Source organism: Ruegeria sp. CDSA193, assembly GCF_059611885.1.
Genome location: NZ_JBXWPN010000001.1, coordinates 92,243 through 107,790, shown reverse-complemented (window position 1 = coordinate 107,790; position 15,548 = coordinate 92,243). Strand labels below are relative to the sequence as shown.

The 15,548-nt window shown below is 55.5% G+C and carries 15 protein-coding genes and 1 tRNA gene; 9 read left to right on the top strand and 7 right to left on the bottom strand.

Going from position 1 to position 15,548, the window contains the following annotated elements; genetic code table 11:
- Positions 1-126 precede the first annotated feature (126 nt).
- The 7 genes from AC2FLG_RS00545 to AC2FLG_RS00515 all read left to right on the top strand — a co-directional run bounded on the left by AC2FLG_RS00545 (position 127) and on the right by AC2FLG_RS00515 (position 6,176).
- The gene (locus tag AC2FLG_RS00545) at positions 127-1,308 is read left to right on the top strand and encodes an ABC transporter substrate-binding protein (RefSeq protein ID WP_142633772.1); all 1,182 of its coding nucleotides are present in this window, start codon (positions 127-129) and stop codon (positions 1,306-1,308) included.
- 130 nt (positions 1,309-1,438) lie between these two features.
- The gene (locus tag AC2FLG_RS00540; protein WP_271947144.1) at positions 1,439-2,227 is read left to right on the top strand and encodes an ABC transporter ATP-binding protein; all 789 of its coding nucleotides are present in this window, start codon (positions 1,439-1,441) and stop codon (positions 2,225-2,227) included.
- Positions 2,224-3,054 (top strand): ABC transporter ATP-binding protein, encoded by an 831-nt coding sequence (locus tag AC2FLG_RS00535; protein ID WP_496704589.1) that lies wholly within the window; start codon positions 2,224-2,226, stop codon positions 3,052-3,054. Before AC2FLG_RS00540 ends, AC2FLG_RS00535 begins: the two co-directional genes overlap by 4 nt.
- A gap of 2 nt (positions 3,055-3,056) precedes the next feature.
- A complete protein-coding gene (locus AC2FLG_RS00530; RefSeq protein ID WP_496704587.1) occupies positions 3,057-3,428 on the top strand; it encodes a hypothetical protein in 372 nt (123 codons plus the stop codon).
- On the top strand, positions 3,428-4,438 hold the full coding sequence (locus AC2FLG_RS00525; protein ID WP_496704585.1) for a branched-chain amino acid ABC transporter permease: 1,011 nt from the start codon (positions 3,428-3,430) through the stop codon (positions 4,436-4,438). Before AC2FLG_RS00530 ends, AC2FLG_RS00525 begins: the two co-directional genes overlap by 1 nt.
- Positions 4,435-5,748: a branched-chain amino acid ABC transporter permease gene (locus AC2FLG_RS00520; RefSeq protein WP_496704583.1), complete on the top strand. Its 1,314-nt coding sequence runs from the start codon at positions 4,435-4,437 to the stop codon at positions 5,746-5,748. Before AC2FLG_RS00525 ends, AC2FLG_RS00520 begins: the two co-directional genes overlap by 4 nt.
- A gap of 176 nt (positions 5,749-5,924) precedes the next feature.
- Entirely contained in the window at positions 5,925-6,176 is a 252-nt protein-coding gene (locus AC2FLG_RS00515) for a hypothetical protein (RefSeq protein WP_142633761.1), read from the top strand.
- A gap of 36 nt (positions 6,177-6,212) precedes the next feature.
- Here the strand turns inward: AC2FLG_RS00515 and AC2FLG_RS00510 are convergent, their stop codons facing one another.
- On the bottom strand, positions 6,213-7,754 hold the full coding sequence (locus AC2FLG_RS00510) for a helicase HerA-like domain-containing protein (RefSeq protein ID WP_496691226.1): 1,542 nt from the start codon (positions 7,752-7,754) through the stop codon (positions 6,213-6,215).
- A 433-nt stretch (positions 7,755-8,187) separates the two neighbouring features.
- Between AC2FLG_RS00510 and AC2FLG_RS00505 the strand changes: the two genes are divergently transcribed.
- Complete coding sequence (locus tag AC2FLG_RS00505) at positions 8,188-8,805, top strand: invasion associated locus B family protein (protein ID WP_282027399.1); 618 nt, start codon at positions 8,188-8,190, stop codon at positions 8,803-8,805.
- Between the two features lie 40 nt (positions 8,806-8,845).
- Here AC2FLG_RS00505 and AC2FLG_RS00500 read toward each other — a convergent pair whose 3' ends face one another.
- Genes AC2FLG_RS00500 through AC2FLG_RS00485 form a run of 4 tightly spaced genes read right to left on the bottom strand, consistent with a single transcriptional unit; the run spans position 8,846 to position 13,020 of the window.
- Positions 8,846-10,054 (bottom strand): beta-ketoacyl-[acyl-carrier-protein] synthase family protein, encoded by a 1,209-nt coding sequence (locus AC2FLG_RS00500; protein ID WP_271947157.1) that lies wholly within the window; start codon positions 10,052-10,054, stop codon positions 8,846-8,848.
- 9 nt (positions 10,055-10,063) lie between these two features.
- Positions 10,064-10,321 carry an acyl carrier protein gene (locus AC2FLG_RS00495; protein ID WP_142633752.1) on the bottom strand — a complete coding sequence of 86 codons (258 nt, stop codon included), beginning with the start codon at positions 10,319-10,321 and terminating at the stop codon, positions 10,064-10,066.
- A gap of 32 nt (positions 10,322-10,353) precedes the next feature.
- Positions 10,354-11,445: a UDP-3-O-(3-hydroxymyristoyl)glucosamine N-acyltransferase gene (gene lpxD / locus AC2FLG_RS00490; protein ID WP_271947158.1), complete on the bottom strand. Its 1,092-nt coding sequence runs from the start codon at positions 11,443-11,445 to the stop codon at positions 10,354-10,356.
- 36 nt (positions 11,446-11,481) lie between these two features.
- Entirely contained in the window at positions 11,482-13,020 is a 1,539-nt protein-coding gene (locus AC2FLG_RS00485; RefSeq protein ID WP_496704581.1) for a L,D-transpeptidase family protein, read from the bottom strand.
- 421 nt (positions 13,021-13,441) lie between these two features.
- On the opposite strand from AC2FLG_RS00485, the gene mepK reads away from it, so the two are divergent.
- Positions 13,442-14,011, top strand: coding sequence for a peptidoglycan L,D-endopeptidase MepK (gene mepK / locus AC2FLG_RS00480; protein ID WP_142633747.1), 570 nt, complete (start codon positions 13,442-13,444; stop codon positions 14,009-14,011).
- A gap of 165 nt (positions 14,012-14,176) precedes the next feature.
- On the opposite strand, the gene AC2FLG_RS00475 is transcribed toward mepK, so the two are convergent.
- Both AC2FLG_RS00475 and AC2FLG_RS00470 read right to left on the bottom strand, forming a co-directional pair.
- A tRNA-Arg gene (locus AC2FLG_RS00475) sits at positions 14,177-14,253 on the bottom strand.
- Between the two features lie 66 nt (positions 14,254-14,319).
- A complete protein-coding gene (locus AC2FLG_RS00470; protein WP_496700390.1) occupies positions 14,320-15,540 on the bottom strand; it encodes a cysteine desulfurase in 1,221 nt (406 codons plus the stop codon).
- Positions 15,541-15,548 lie beyond the last annotated feature (8 nt).

The window sequence follows — 15,548 nt, the reverse complement described above, 5'->3', positions numbered from 1 at the left end:
CCGGGCACATCTGAACAACTAGAACTGTGCGCCACAAAAACACGTTTGCGTTAGGACTTTTCTTTTTCGAACAGCTTGCCTAGGGTCGTGCCCAGAACGAATACGTTCACAACTGGGAGTAACCATATGAAAAAGCTGCTTACAGCAACTGCAGCAACCGCCCTTCTTTCGGGCGCAGCTATGGCCGAAGACGTCACATTGGGTGTTCTGTTCGGCTTTACCGGACCGATTGAATCGCTGGCACCCGCTATGGGTTCAGGCGCCGAGATGGCGATGGCCGAAGTCACCGAATCCGGCAAATTGCTGGATGGCTCTACCGTCACTGCATCGCGCGCTGATACCGGCTGTATCGACAACGGCCTGTCCACCTCGAACGGTGAACGCATGATTGCCGACGGCGTTGCCGGCATCATTGGCGGTGACTGCTCTGGCGTGACCGGAGCGATCCTGCAGAATGTCGCGATCCCGAACGGGATGGTCATGATCTCGCCCTCGGCCACCTCGCCCGGTCTGTCGACCATGGAGGATAACGGCCTGTTCTTCCGCACCGCCCCGTCGGATGCACGTGAAGGTCAGGTGATGGCAGATATCCTGAATGATCGCGGGATCACTTCAATCGCACTGACCTACACCAACAACGACTATGGCAAGGGTCTGGCAGACGCGATCCAGTCCTCGTTCGAGGCATCGGGCGGCGAAGTCACAATCGTGGCAGCGCATGAGGATGGCAAAGCGGACTACTCGGCCGAAGTTGGCGCGCTGGCCTCGGCCGGTGGCGACATTCTGGTTGTAGCCGGGTATCTCGATCAGGGCGGATTGGGCATCATTCAGTCGGCGCTGGACAGCGGTGCATTCGACACGTTCGGCTTGCCCGGCGGCATGATCGGTGACTCGCTGCCCGCAAATGTCGGCCCCGACCTGAACGGCTCGTTCGGTCAGATCGCCGGTTCAGGTGGTGAAGGTGCTGAAAAGTACTTTGCCATGGCCGAAGCCGCCGGTTTTGACGGATCGTCGCCCTATTCGCCTGAAAGCTATGACGCCGCAGCGCTGTTCATGCTGGCGATGCAGGCCGCTGGTTCGACCAACCCGGCCGACTACGGCAGCAAGATCCTAGATGTTGCCAACGCTCCAGGAGAGAAGATCTATCCGGGTGAGCTGGCCAAAGGTTTGGAACTGTTGGCCGCTGGTCAGGACATCGACTATGTCGGCGCGTCCGGCGTTGAGCTGATCGGCCCCGGCGAAAGCGCAGGTTCGTATCGCGAGATCGAAGTCACCGACGGCGAAAACAAGACCGTCAACTTCCGTTGATTTTGACCTAAGAAGACCTGAAAATAAGCAGCCCGGACCTTGTGTCCGGGCTGCTTCAGTGAAAAAAGACCGCACCTCTTCAATGAGGGTGTGAAAACAAGAACGCCGAAAACGGCGGCTAGGGGAAAAGATGATCGTCGTCGAGGACGTGCATAAGCATTTCGGCGGGTTTCATGCGGTGGATGGGGCATCGCTGGAAATCCAGAAGGGTTCGATCACCGGCCTGATTGGGCCGAACGGGGCCGGAAAGACAACTCTGTTCAACGTGATCGCGGGTGTGCTCCCGCCCACCTCTGGACGCGTGTTCATGGATGGCGAGGACATAACCGGCTTGCCACCACACGATCTGTTTCACAAAGGTCTGCTGCGCACTTTTCAGATCGCGCATGAATTCTCCTCGATGAGCTGTCGCGAGAACCTGATGATGGTGCCCGGCGCGCAATCCGGGGAATCACTTTGGAACACCTGGTTCGGCCGCAAACGCATCGCTAATGAAGAGCGCGCGTTAAAGGCTAAGGCTGATGAGGTGTTGGAGTTTCTGACCATCGAACATCTGGCCGATCACAAGGCCGGTCAGGTCTCGGGCGGGCAGAAAAAGCTGCTGGAACTTGGCCGTACCATGATGGTCGACGCCAAGATCGTGTTTCTGGACGAGGTCGGCGCGGGTGTGAACCGCACCCTGCTGATGACCATCGCCGACACAATCCTGCGCCTGAACAAGGAACGCGGCTATACGTTTGTAGTCATCGAACACGACATGGATTTCATCGGCAAAATCTGCGACCCGGTCATTTGTATGGCCGAGGGCAAGGTTCTGGCCCAGGGCACTCTGGACGAGATCAAAGCCAATGAGCATGTGATCGAAGCCTATCTGGGCACCGGCCTCAAGAACAAAGACAAGCTGGAGGCCGGGGCATGAGCGATAATCCTTATCAGGATGACCACGGCAACAAGGATGCCTCGATCACCAATACACACGGCATGGGCACGATGACGCCCGCACATCGCAAAAGCGGAAAGACGCACCGCGTCGAAGGTGGCCCATTCCTGATCGGCGACACCATGACCGGAGGCTACGGCAAGGGCCCGGATATCCTGCATGATTGCACGATTTCAGTCGATGCCGGTGAAATCGCTGTAATCGTTGGCCCCAACGGCGCCGGTAAATCCACTGCAATGAAGGCCGTGTTTGGGATGCTGGATGTCCGCGCGGGATCTGTGCGACTGGACGGAGAAGACATCACCAACCTGTCGCCCCAGGATCGGGTGATCAAGGGGATGGGCTTTGTTCCTCAGACCTCGAACATCTTTACGTCGATGACGGTGGAAGAGAACCTTGAGATGGGTGCCTTTATCCGCCGTGATGATTTTTCCGACACGATGGAGCAGGTCTATGACCTCTTCCCCATCCTCCGCAACAAACGCAACCAGGCAGCCGGAGAGCTGTCAGGCGGTCAGCGCCAACAGGTTGCCGTGGGCCGCGCGCTGATGACCCAGCCCAAAGTGCTGATGTTGGACGAACCGACTGCTGGTGTCTCGCCCATCGTGATGGATGAGCTGTTCGATCGGATCATCGAGGTCTCGCGCACCGGGTTGCCGATCCTGATGGTTGAGCAGAACGCTCGTCAGGCGTTGGAGATCGCAGATAAGGGATATGTGCTGGTTCAGGGGCGGAATGCCTATACCGGCACGGGCAAGGAACTGCTGGCCGATCCAGAGGTTCGTAAGAGTTTCTTGGGGGGGTGAGGATGTATAAGACAGTTTGCCTAGCACTCAGCCTTCTTTGTACAAATGGCGCATCAGCATCGATATTGAATTGTCGCTTTGAGAATCGTTGCTCGTCACTCACAGGCGAGTGTGGCAACGAGCCACTAAATATTCTCGCTGACTTTTCCGGTGGATCGCTCGAAATACTTGAAAGCGGCAACACGTTTTCAGCGATGATTGTAGCGGATCGAGTGATGCCATTTCGCAGCCTTGCCGTGGTCGATGGGCATGGCGCTATAAGCATCCTTTCCGTCCACGAAGACAACTCAGCGGTCTACACCTACCAAACAGGGTTGCATTTGGCAGGGGCTATTTGGTCCTCAGCCAGCGGAAATTGTAAGGACGCAAACTAATGGACTTCCTCAACGCCGTTGTGGCGCTCTCCAACTTCGTCCTTGTTCCCGCAATTGCCTATGGCAGCCAATTGGCGCTGGGCGCGTTGGGGGTGACGCTGATCTATGGCATCCTGCGATTCTCGAACTTTGCCCATGGCGACACGATGGCCTTTGGTGCGATGATCGCCGTGCTGGTCACATGGGGCCTGCAGGCCGCCGGGGTCAGTTTCGGGCCGTTACCGACTGCTCTGCTGGCCCTGCCCTTTGCCATTCTGGGCTGTATCGTTCTGGTTCTGATCACGGATCGGCTGGTTTACCGTTTCTACCGGGAACAAAAGGCCAAACCGGTCATTCTGGTGATCGTCTCGATGGGCGTGATGTTCATCATGAACGGGCTGGTGCGGTTCATAATCGGGCCGGATGATCAAAGGTTCTCGGACGGTGAGCGGTTCATCGTTTCAGCGCGGGAATTCAAGGCAATGACCGGGCTGCGTGAGGGGTTGGCGATCAAGACCTCTCAGGGCATCACCGTGGTTGTGGCCGTAGTCGCCGTGGCACTTTTGTTCTGGTTTTTGAACAAAACCCGCACCGGCAAGTCGATGCGCGCGTATTCGGATAACGAGGATCTGGCGCTGCTGTCCGGCATCAACCCTGAACGTGTGGTGATGATCACTTGGATCCTTGTCGCGGCGCTGGCGACAACTGCGGGTGTGCTTTACGGGTTGGACAAGAGCTTTAAGCCCTTTGTCTATTTCCAGCTTCTGCTGCCGATCTTCGCTTCGGCCATCGTCGGCGGCCTCGGCAACCCGCTGGGCGCTATCGCGGGCGGGTTCATCATCGCGTTTTCCGAGGTGACGATCACCTATGCGTGGAAAAAGGTGCTGACCTATCTGGCACCGGAAAATCTGGAGCCATCGGGATTGGTCCAATTCCTATCCACCGATTACAAATTCGCGGTCAGCTTTGTTATCTTGCTTATCGTGCTTCTGTTTAAGCCCACAGGTCTGTTTAAGGGGAAAGCAGTATGACCGAGACTGTCAAAAATACGCTGCTTTTCGTGGTTGTTGGCGGCCTGATCCTGTTGACCGGATTCACGCAAAGCTGGAATTCGGCAATCCTGATCCTGAACATGGGGTTGATCTCGGCCATCATGGCGCTTGGGGTGAACTTGCAATGGGGCTTTGCGGGCCTGTTTAACGTTGGTGTTATGGGCTTTGTTGCGCTGGGCGGGCTGGCAGTTGTGCTGGTCTCAACCCCGCCGACACCCGGCGCGTGGTCATCCGGAGGATACGGGATCGTCCTTGCGTTGCTGTTGGGGGCTGCGACCGTCGTTGCGGCGGTTCTGGTGGCAACAAAAATGCCGAGGGGCCGTGTACAGACGATTGCCATCGTAGCCATTCTGATCGCCGGGTTTTTCATTTACCGTGCGGTGTTTGACCCCAGCGTTGCTGGTGTCGAAGCCATTGACCCAGCCGTTGCGGGCAACCTTGGCGGGTTGAATTTGCCGGTTCTGCTGGCCTGGCCCGCGGGCGGCGTGCTAGCCGCCGGTGCCGCGTGGCTGATCGGCAAAACAGCCCTTGGCCTGCGCTCGGACTATCTGGCGATTGCGACGCTTGGGATTGCCGAAATCATCATCGCAATCATGAAAAACGAGGACTGGCTGGCCCGAGGTGTCAAGAATGTCTACGGCATCCCACGCCCCTCGCCCGTGGTCGGCTATGAGGTTGAGCTGCAGCAGGATCCATCCTTCATTGCCCGTGCCGATTGGTTTGGGCTGGACCCTGTCATCGCCTCGACCCTGTCGGTCAAGCTGGGCTATTCCCTGCTGTTCATGGTTGTTCTTCTGATCCTGCTGTGGATGGCCCAGATGGCGCTGCGCAGCCCCTGGGGCCGCATGATGCGCGCCATCCGTGACAACGAGGTTGCAGCCGAGGCGATGGGTAAAGATGTCACCCGCCGCCATTTGCAAATCTTCGTTCTGGGCTCTGCCATCTGCGGTATCGCGGGCGCGATGATGACAACGCTGGACGGGCAGTTGACGCCGGGTACCTACAACCCTCTGCGCTTTACATTTCTGGTCTGGGTCATGGTGATCGTGGGCGGATCGGGCAATAACTTTGGTGCTGTGCTGGGCGCATTCCTCATCTGGTTCCTGTGGGTCCAGGTCGAACCGATTGGGTTGTGGATTATGAACCTGATCACGTCCGGAATGCCCGATGGCAGTGCGCTCAAGACGCATCTGATCGACAGCGCGGCCCATATGCGACTGTTCACGATGGGGTTGATTCTGCTGATTGTTCTTAGATTCAGTCCAAGAGGGCTGATCCCCGAGAAATAGGGCCACAGAACCTCCAATATATGGAACCGCGTCAAGAAATTGGTGCGGTTTCTTGCTTTTGAGTGAGGAACTTACTAGAGCAACTCATCGGCCTGACAAGTTTCACAGTCGTGTTCACCAAATATTTGCCTTTGTGCAGACTACTACCATTTGCCCGCAGGGAATAGAAAACACCGATGAAAACCACTCTTACAAAGACACTCATTCTGTTGCCGGTTCTTGCCTCTTTGACCGCATGTATTCCGTCACCAAAAGATCTGGAAACCACTCCGGTCAAAGTCCAGACCCCCAAGGGCGTGGTAACATGCCAGCTCTACCGGCAGAACCGCGTGGATTGGGACCGGGCAATCGACTTTCCGGCAACAAAAATGTCCGTCCCCGAGGCTGATGCATATTGCAGACAAGAAGGCCAACGCCGCCTGAAGTGACCGTTGTGAGGCCGGGCAATCAGCCCGGCCCGCCATTCAACGATTACGAAATAACCCGCCCAGAATGCCTCGGACGATCCTGCGCCCGGTTGTTCCCTTAAGCTCTTTAATGACGGCCTCGCTCATGGCGGTGGCAAAGGTGTCTTTCTTTCGCACGATCCGCGAAGAAGACCGCGTTACTTTGCTACCTGAGTATCGGCGAGCCGTGGCAAATTCGCGTTCTGCAATCGATTGAGACTCAAGCTGTTCTTCTGCCTCGGCTGCGGCCTGTGCTGCGGCATCAGTCCGCGCCTGGAGTATCTCAAAGGCTGATCTGCGATCTATGCGGGTTTCGTATTTGCCTTTCATCGGAGACGCATTCATTACCATTTGCCGTTCGGCAGCGGTAATCGGCCCCAACTGTGACCCAGGGGGACGGATCAAAGTGCGTTCGACGATGCCCGGAACCCCTTTCTTTTGCAGCATGGATGTAACCGCCTCGCCCACGCCAACCTCACGGATGGCGGCCTCAGTATCAAAGGTTGGATTCTCGCGGTAGGTTTCGGCCGCAAGGCGAAGGTTTTTCCTGTCTCGGGCGGTGAAGGCTCGCAAAGCATGCTGTACCCGGTTACCCAACTGACCCAGAATGTCTTCTGGGATGTCTGCCGGGTTTTGCGAGATGAAATAGACCCCTACGCCCTTTGATCGGATAAGGCGGGCGACCTGCTCGACCTTGTCCACAAGCACTTTGGGCGCGTCTTCGAACAACAGATGCGCTTCGTCAAAGAAAAATACCAGCTTGGGTTTGTCCGGATCGCCGACTTCGGGCAACTCTTCAAACAGTTCGCTCAGCAGCCATAACAGGAACGTCGCATACAGACGAGGTGATCCCATCAGCTTGTCAGAGGCCAGGATGTTCACCATGCCATTCCCGTTGGCATCGGTGCGCATAAGATCGGCCAGTTCCAGGGCAGGTTCGCCAAACAGATTGGTGCCCCCTTGATTTTCAAGAACCAACAACCGTCTCTGGATGGCACCGATCGAGGCGGTTGAGACATTCCCATAGCGCAGTGAAAGATTTGCTCTGTTCTCTCCGATCCAGACCAACAGGGCTTGCAGATCTTTCATATCCAACAGGGGCATACCTTCTTCATCGGCAACCCGAAATGCAATGTTTACAATGCCTTCTTGTGCTTCGCTCAGGTCCATCAGCCTGGACAACAACAAAGGTCCCATCTCGGATACTGTGGTTCGAACCGGATGGCCTTGCTGACCGAACAGATCCCAGAAAGTGACCGGGCAAGCTGCATATTCGTAATCCGTGAATCCGATGGTTTCGGCACGCTTCTGAAATGCCCCATGTAGCTTGTGACTTTCACTGCCCGCCAACGCCAAACCAGACAGATCACCTTTGACGTCAGACAGAAACACCGGCACCCCGGCCTTGGAAAACCCCTCGGCCAGGATCTGAAGCGTCACGGTCTTGCCAGTGCCGGTCGCACCGGCAATCAGGCCGTGGCGGTTGGCGTATTTCAACGACAACGTCTGCGGTTGGCTATAATCCGCGCCACCACCGCCAAGAAATATGTTCTCACTCATATGCTTAAGGCCCTGTTTCCTACCGATCTCCGCCCAGCATACAAAGTTAACCTTTGGCTGCGATAGTTTTCTGGTTGTTCGTGTATGAGAATTCCGCGGTCAACAAACTTCCTCCCTGTCGACTGGCCGCGCGTTCACGCGCGGCCCTTTTTCCACCATAGCTTCATAATTAAATTTTCAGGTTAGCAGTTGACCACCGCGCCGCCCTCTCGTAACGTCTGCTCATAATTAAGTCGGCCGGTCCGACGGGGAGAAAAATTCATGAAAGGGAGCCGCTCCACCGGCTCCCTTTTATCTTGGCTACACGTGTTGCCCACGGGGCCTCAGGCGAGATTCCGATCACTTCTGTCTTTTTACGCTGCATAATGCCTGACACTGCGCGCCAGTGGTGCTAGACCCGGCGAAAAGCCACATCAACAATCACGAGGCAATTATGTTCAGGACACCGATAAAGCTTGTTGCGGCAGCTTTTCTTTTCAACGGCGCCGCCCTGGCGCAAGAGACCACCGACACGGCAGAACCTGCCACCGAATCCCCTACGACCGAGCAGGTGGACAATGGTCTCGACCTGGGGCAGCCGGTCGATGAAACCGTCAAGGTCGGACAGCGCTATGACAAAGAAAAATTCGGCGACTGGAGCCTGAACTGTTTGAAGATGAACGCGGGCAAAGATCTGTGTTCGCTGCTGCAAGTCATAAATGGCCCGCAAGATGTGCCTATGGCTGAGTTTTCCATGTTCCGCCTACCCGAAGGCGGTTCGGCTGTAGCCGGAGCAAATATCTTGGTTCCGCTTGAAACCCTGTTGCAAGCGCAGCTGACCCTCTCAATCGACGGGGCGCCTGCCAAACGCTACAACTATTCGTTTTGTAACCCTGTTGGCTGTGTTGCCCAAATCGGCCTGACCCAAGGGGATATCGACGCAATGAAGCAGGGTAGCAAGGCGACTTTGACCATCGTTCCAGCGCCCGCGCCGGATCAGGTGATCGAACTTGACCTGTCTTTGTCCGGGTTTACTGCAGGCTACGACATTGTTGATGTCGCAACCAACTGAAGACTACATTTCGAGAAAGCCGTTTAACCCAGCGGCTTTCTCAAACCCGCTTCAAGGCAAGTACTGCGTTCAGACCTCCGAAAGCGAAAGCGTTGCTTAGCGCAACCTCGACTTTCGCATCGCGTGCCTCGTTGGGCACAACGTCCAAAGCACATTCCGGATCTGGTTCTTCGTAGCCAATCGTCGGTGCAATCACCCCATCTCGCAGGGCCATGATACAGGCCAAAAGCTCTACCGCGCCGGTTCCGCCAATCAAGTGACCATGCATCGACTTGGTGGATGAGATCAAAAGTTCGTCCGCATGCGGGCCGAAAACGCCAGCTACAGCGGCACATTCCGTTTTGTCATTGGCCGCAGTACCTGTGCCATGGGCGTTGATATAACCCACCTGATTGGCATTCAGGCCAGCATCAGACAACGCCCCTGACATCGCACGGGCTGCGCCCTGCTTGCTGGGCATTACAATGTCTGATGCATCCGAGGTCATCGCGAAACCAACAACTTCGCACAAAATTTCTGCCCCACGCGCCTTCGCGTGTTCGTATTCCTCGAACACGAAGATGCCCGCTCCCTCTCCTTGCACCATACCGTTTCGGTTGGCGCTAAAGGGACGACAGGCATCCTTGGACATCACCCGCAGCCCTTCCCAGGCCTTAACGCCACCAAAGCACAACATGGATTCTGAGCCGCCGGTGATCATCGCAGGGGCCGCCCCGCTGCGCACCATCTGAAAGGCTTGCGCCATCGCATGGTTCGATGAGGCACAAGCAGTCGATACGGTAAAGCTGGGACCTTTGAGGTTATGTTCCATCGATACGTGGCTTGCCGCCGCGTTGTTCATAAGTTTAGGAACAACAAATGGATGGACCCTGTTCTTCCCGTCCTCATAGACTGAACGGTAGTTGTCGTCCCAGGTCGAAACGCCACCACCTGCTGTTCCCAGAACCACGCCAGATCGTGCAGCCAACTCACCGTGGAATTCGATCCCGGACTGATCTATGGCCTCTTTGGCCGCGGTCAAGGTAAACTGGGTAAACCTGTCATACAGAGTCATCTGTTGGCGGTTGAACCGACCCTCGGCTTCAAACCCCCGGACCTGCCCACCGATCTTGATCGCCAACCTGTCGACGTCTCGAAATTCAAGTTCCGAAATGCCACAACGGCCTTCCCGCATCGCCTCAAGCGTATCTGGAACTGAATGACCAAGCGAATTGATCGTGCCTGCCCCGGTTATTACTACCCGTTTCATTTGCTTGGGTCAGACCTTTTCTGCCACAAGCTTTTCGATCCCAGCAATGATCGCGGCGACATTTGAGATGTCAAAGTCACTGGCCGTTGGTTCATTGGCATTGAACGGAACGGTAATGTCGAACTCTTCTTCGATGGCAAAGATACTCTCAACCAGCCCCAGGCTGTCGATCCCCAGATCTTCGAGCGTACTTTCGGGCGTCACATCCGAAGGCTCCAACACGGCTTGTTCGGCAATGATGGCAATGACGCGGTCGGTGATGCTCATATCGATCCTCTGATTATCACGTTGAATGTGATTTAATCGCTCGGAGGCTGTTTGGAAACAGCCTTTTTCAACGCCTCCACGTCACGAAGCATCCGCGGCAATCTGCGCTGCGCCTTATAGACATCAGTAAAGGTTTCCATCTTCACAGCCGGGTAGCCCATCAACACACGACCGGCAGGTACGTTTGACAGGATTTTGGTACCACCGCCGACAATCACCCCGTCGCCAACGAAAATATTGTCCGAGACGCCTGATTGCCCACCCAGAACCACGTTATTGCCAAGCTCAACTGAACCGGAAATACCAGACTGACCACACAGCAGACAGTCATTACCAACGCGCGTGTTGTGGCCGATATGGACCTGATTATCCAGTTTTGTGCCATTCCCGATGCGAGTATTACGAATGGTCCCGTTGTCGATCGTACAATTCGCGCCGATCTCGACATCGTCGCCAATTTCCACAGAACCAAGTGAATGAATGCGCAGCCAGCTTTGCGCGCTGGCGTCTCCTGCATCCCCCAAGGTCTTGCGCGCGTTCTCTACCCCCGATACTTCGGGCGTAACAAAACTGAACCCGTCGCTACCGATCCTTGCACCTGGTTGCGCGATAAAACGATCCCCGATCTGCACACGGGCACCAATGCTGACCATTTCGCGCAGAACCGCGTCTTCGCCCAACACAGCATCCATGCCTATGACGCAATGCGGTCCGATATTCGCCCCTCTGCCAACCCGGGCCCGTGCACCAATGACTGCCAGAGGGCCGATTGAGACCCCATCTGCCACATCCGCAGTTGGGTCGATGACTGCCGAAGGGTGAACCCCGGACCCAAAGCCCTGCCCTTTATCCAGCATGGAGGTGATCCCGGCCATCGCCATGCGCGGTCGTCGAACGAATATTGCTGCCTTAAGGCCCAACGCCTGCCAGTCAGCACCTTCCCAAAGGATGGCGACCTGCGCCGAACCCGATCCCAGATCCTCGGCATATTTCGGCGACATCGCCATCGCCAGATCAGTGGCAGTTGCATCCGACGGTTCAGCAGCAGCATGTACGACCAGGCTGGCATCGCCCTGGAACTCAGCGTCAAGGGCATCTGCGATTTGTTGAACTGTATATTTCATGTGGGGCTTCCCGGAACTAGGACCTGCCCCCGGTGATTACCCCTGAACGTCCGGCAGGGCCACCCCTGCTTTCTGCAGAGCATTCCAGATTTTCTGATCACGGCCATAGACGTCGCGTCGGTACTGTACCTCACCTTTCGGGCCAATAAAGGCAGTGCGGTAAATCAAGTGGACAGGAACATGCTGCTCAAGTTTCACAGTAGTCTCTTTTCCAGTTGCGAGAATCCGATGGAAAAATGCCTTTGGGTTTTCTTCTTGCTTCGCCAACAGTGCGTAAGCGAATTCGAAAGGCTGAGCCAATCTGATACAACCATGCGAGAAGGCACGAGATTCCCGAGCAAACAAACTTTTCTGCGGTGTATCATGCAGATAGATGTTGTGCTTGTTGGGGAACATGAACTTCACCAGCCCCAGGGCATTGCTTTTGCTGGGCGGTTGGCGCATCGCAAAAGGAAAGTTGCTTGCGGTGAACTGAGTGAAATCTACTGCCCCGCGATTGACCTGGCGACCACTGCGATCGGTAATCTGAATATGCCCAACGGCATTTGGGTTGGACTGCAGCTGCGGCAGGTATTCCTTGGTGATGATCGAGCGTGGGACATACCAGCTGGGGTTAATGACCATATGTTCCATCTTGTCGGAAAACTCGGGGCTCCGACGATCATGGGTGTTCTTGCCGATCACAGCGCGGGTTTCAAAGGTAATAAAGCCGTCATCAACAATCTTGGCTGAGAAATCAGCCTGATTGACCAGAATGTGGCGTTCACCGCGCTCGCGCGGCAACCAGCGCTCACGCTCCAGCGCGACATAGACGGCCTTCAGACGTTCTGAGGCAGTGCGGTTCAGTTCAGTAATTGTGCCCGGACCCGCGACGCCGTCTGCGGCAAGACCATGTGCGATTTGAAACCGCTGAACGCCTGCCAGCAAGGCATCGTCAAAAACAGGGCTGGCTGTTGGGTTCATAAAACCCATTTCAACCAGTCGGTTACGCATCGCTATTACGGCGGGTCCAGTATCTCCCAGTTCGAGCTTAGCCTGCGGAACAGTAGTTCCCCAACCGCCTTGGCGAACCAATTCTTCCAGCGCAAGTTTCTGCTTCATCAAAGCCCGATACTGGGTCGAGCTTGGCGCCAACTGATCGAAATAGGCTGCATCCTCCGAGGTCGTCAGTCCACGCAGATGCCCTGCTGTCGAGGTCGGCTCGACCTTCCTGACTAATCCATCGTCTATATCGGATGGTCGTAAAAGGCCTGTCCTCATGTCCTGAGCATAGGCTGCAAAAACGCGTGTCAACTCGACCTCGACGGCCCCAAGCTCACGCGCTGATTTTGCTGATTGAAGTCGGTCAACCAAGCCCTGCGCATCATAGGCGTTCGCGGGTAGCCCGTGTAATTCGACCGCAGAAAGCCCCTCAATCAACCGTTGACGACGTTCAGCATGTGCAGCCGTGTCGCCAACCCAAACAGGCACGAATCCTCTTTCACGGTAGAAATCGGCAATCTCAGACCCGGAAGGTGCAAATTCGGCAACCGCCATCTGGAATGCGGTGTCAGGCTTGGCCTCAGTGTTCGCCATCGCCGAAGACGTTAGAAAACATGCGGCCAAAGCAATACCGGTGCTTGCACGAAGAACAGAGAACATTTGGAGCCCTTGAATTTTCAATATAATACGCCGTTTCAGGCAATGCCGAACAATTATGGTTTTGCTTGAAACCCATTGTCTATTCACAAATGCATCAATTTCGTGCTTATACCCAAGCGTGATGCTTGTTTGCATCGGACAGATTTCGGCGACGGCCTAAGACGTTGGATCTTTGCCATTTTGCACCACCTGCGCAAAAAACTGCCGAAAATTCCCCCTTGAAAAGATGAATTTGAAAGACTTCTTGGCCGCCCTTCACGAGTGTGTCATAAATCCCTCATCTGGGATGGGAATAAATTAATACAGCGCGCGTAACATCGTGTGCAGGCAGGAACAGTACGGGACGAAACACAAAATGACGACGAGCAGTTCCTCGGGTTTGACCCGGCGTGCTTTATTGGGCGCATTCGCAGCTACAGCAGTTGTAGCAACTCCAACCTACTCCAATGCAGCAGGATTCCTTCGTGGCGGTGGTGATATTCGCCGTATTCGCATGTATTCCGGACGCACTGGCGAGCGGATCGATATGATCTATTGGGTTGACGGTAAATACATCAAAGACGCGGTCAAAGAAGTGAACCACTTCATGCGCGATTGGCGCACCGACCAGGCCAAAGATATGGACCTCCGCACGATCGACATCATGGCGGCGTCGCATAATCTGTTGGATGTCAACGAACCCTATATGCTGCTGTCGGGCTATCGCTCGCCGCAGACCAACGCGATGCTGCGGTCACGGTCGCGCCGTGTTGCCAAGAATTCGTTGCACATGAAAGGCCAGGCAGCCGACCTCCGCCTGTCATCTCGTTCGGTCTCGCAAATGGCCAAAGCGGCGATGTCTTGCCGTGCTGGTGGTGTTGGCAAATACCACCGCTCGAACTTCGTGCATATGGATTGCGGTGTGGTAAGAAGCTGGGGCGGTTGATCCGCCCCGCCCGTCGTCAAGAGAAGTTTGTCGGTCACGTAACCGTTTGAATGAGCAGATTTATCTGCCATTGAGGAGGTGCCATTCTACTCAGGCAGCCTCATAAATCCTGCGCAAACCGGCTGTTGCAGGTGATCTTCAATACGAGCCCAAATATTCAAGAAATGGCGCACCTGAGAGGATTCGAACCTCTGGCCTCTGCCTTCGGAGGGCAGCGCTCTATCCAGCTGAGCTACAGGTGCCTGAGCCGTTAGCTAACCTTGTTCCGGGCCGGGTGCAACTGAAAATCGACCCGGATCAAACAGGTTTCACGCGAACAGATCATGCGCAAGTTCAAGCGCTTCGATCAGGGTATCGACCTCATCTTTCGAGTTATAGAGACCAAAACTGGCGCGGCATGTCGCGGTGACTCCGAGGAAATCCATCAATGGTCCAGCACAATGGTGCCCGGCCCGAACGGCGACGCCCTTCTTATCCAAAATCGTCGAAATGTCATGCGCGTGGCCTGCACCGTCCAAAGTGAAGCTAAAGATCGCCGCTTTGTCCGGCCGTGTCCCCTGAAGCTGAATCCAGTTCAGCCCTGCAAACCTCTGCATCGCATAGTCTCTGATCCCGGCCTCATGAGCAGCAACGTTGTCCATCCCCAAATCCATCAGATAGTCCAGAGCGACGCCCAGTCCGATGGTTTGCACTATGCCAGGAGTTCCCGCCTCGAATTTCATCGGTGGATCATTGTAGATCACCTGATCCTTGCTGACCTCTTTGATCATGTCACCGCCACCGATAAACGGGCGCATTTCGGCCATCCGGTCAGATTTGATGTAAATCGCTCCCGATCCCGATGGGCCATAAAGCTTATGCCCGGTGATGGCGTAGAAATCGCAGCCGATATCCTGGACATTGACCGGCATATGCACGGCGCCTTGACTGCCATCCACCAGCACCGGGACGCCTTTGGCATGGGCGCCTTCGGTGATGGCTTTGACATCCACAACCGTGCCCAACACGTTCGAACAATGGGTCACCGCGACCAGCTTGGTTTTTGGACCGATGGCATCAATGACAGCTTGCGGATCAAGCCCACCATCCGCATCCACATCCACCCATTTCAGCACCACTCCCTGACGCTCGCGCAGGAAATGCCAGGGTACGATGTTTGCATGATGCTCCATCACACTCAGGACGATCTCGTCCCCTGCCTGAAGACGCGGCATCGCCCAGCCATAGGCGACCAGATTGATGCCTTCGGTCGTGCCCGAGTTCAGAACAATCTCATCTTCATCCGTTACGCCCAGAAATCGGGCAATAGTTCCACGAACGGATTCGTATTTCTCGGTCGCCAGATTGGACAGATAGTGCAGCCCGCGATGCACATTTGCATATTCTTCGGTATAAGCCCGCGTCACAGCGTCAATGACAACCTGTGGCTTCTGAGCTGATGCTCCATTGTCCAGATAGGTCAGCGGCTTGCCGTTTACCTCTCGGGACAGGATCGGAAAGTCAGCGCGAATTTTCTGCAGATCGAACATCGTATTTT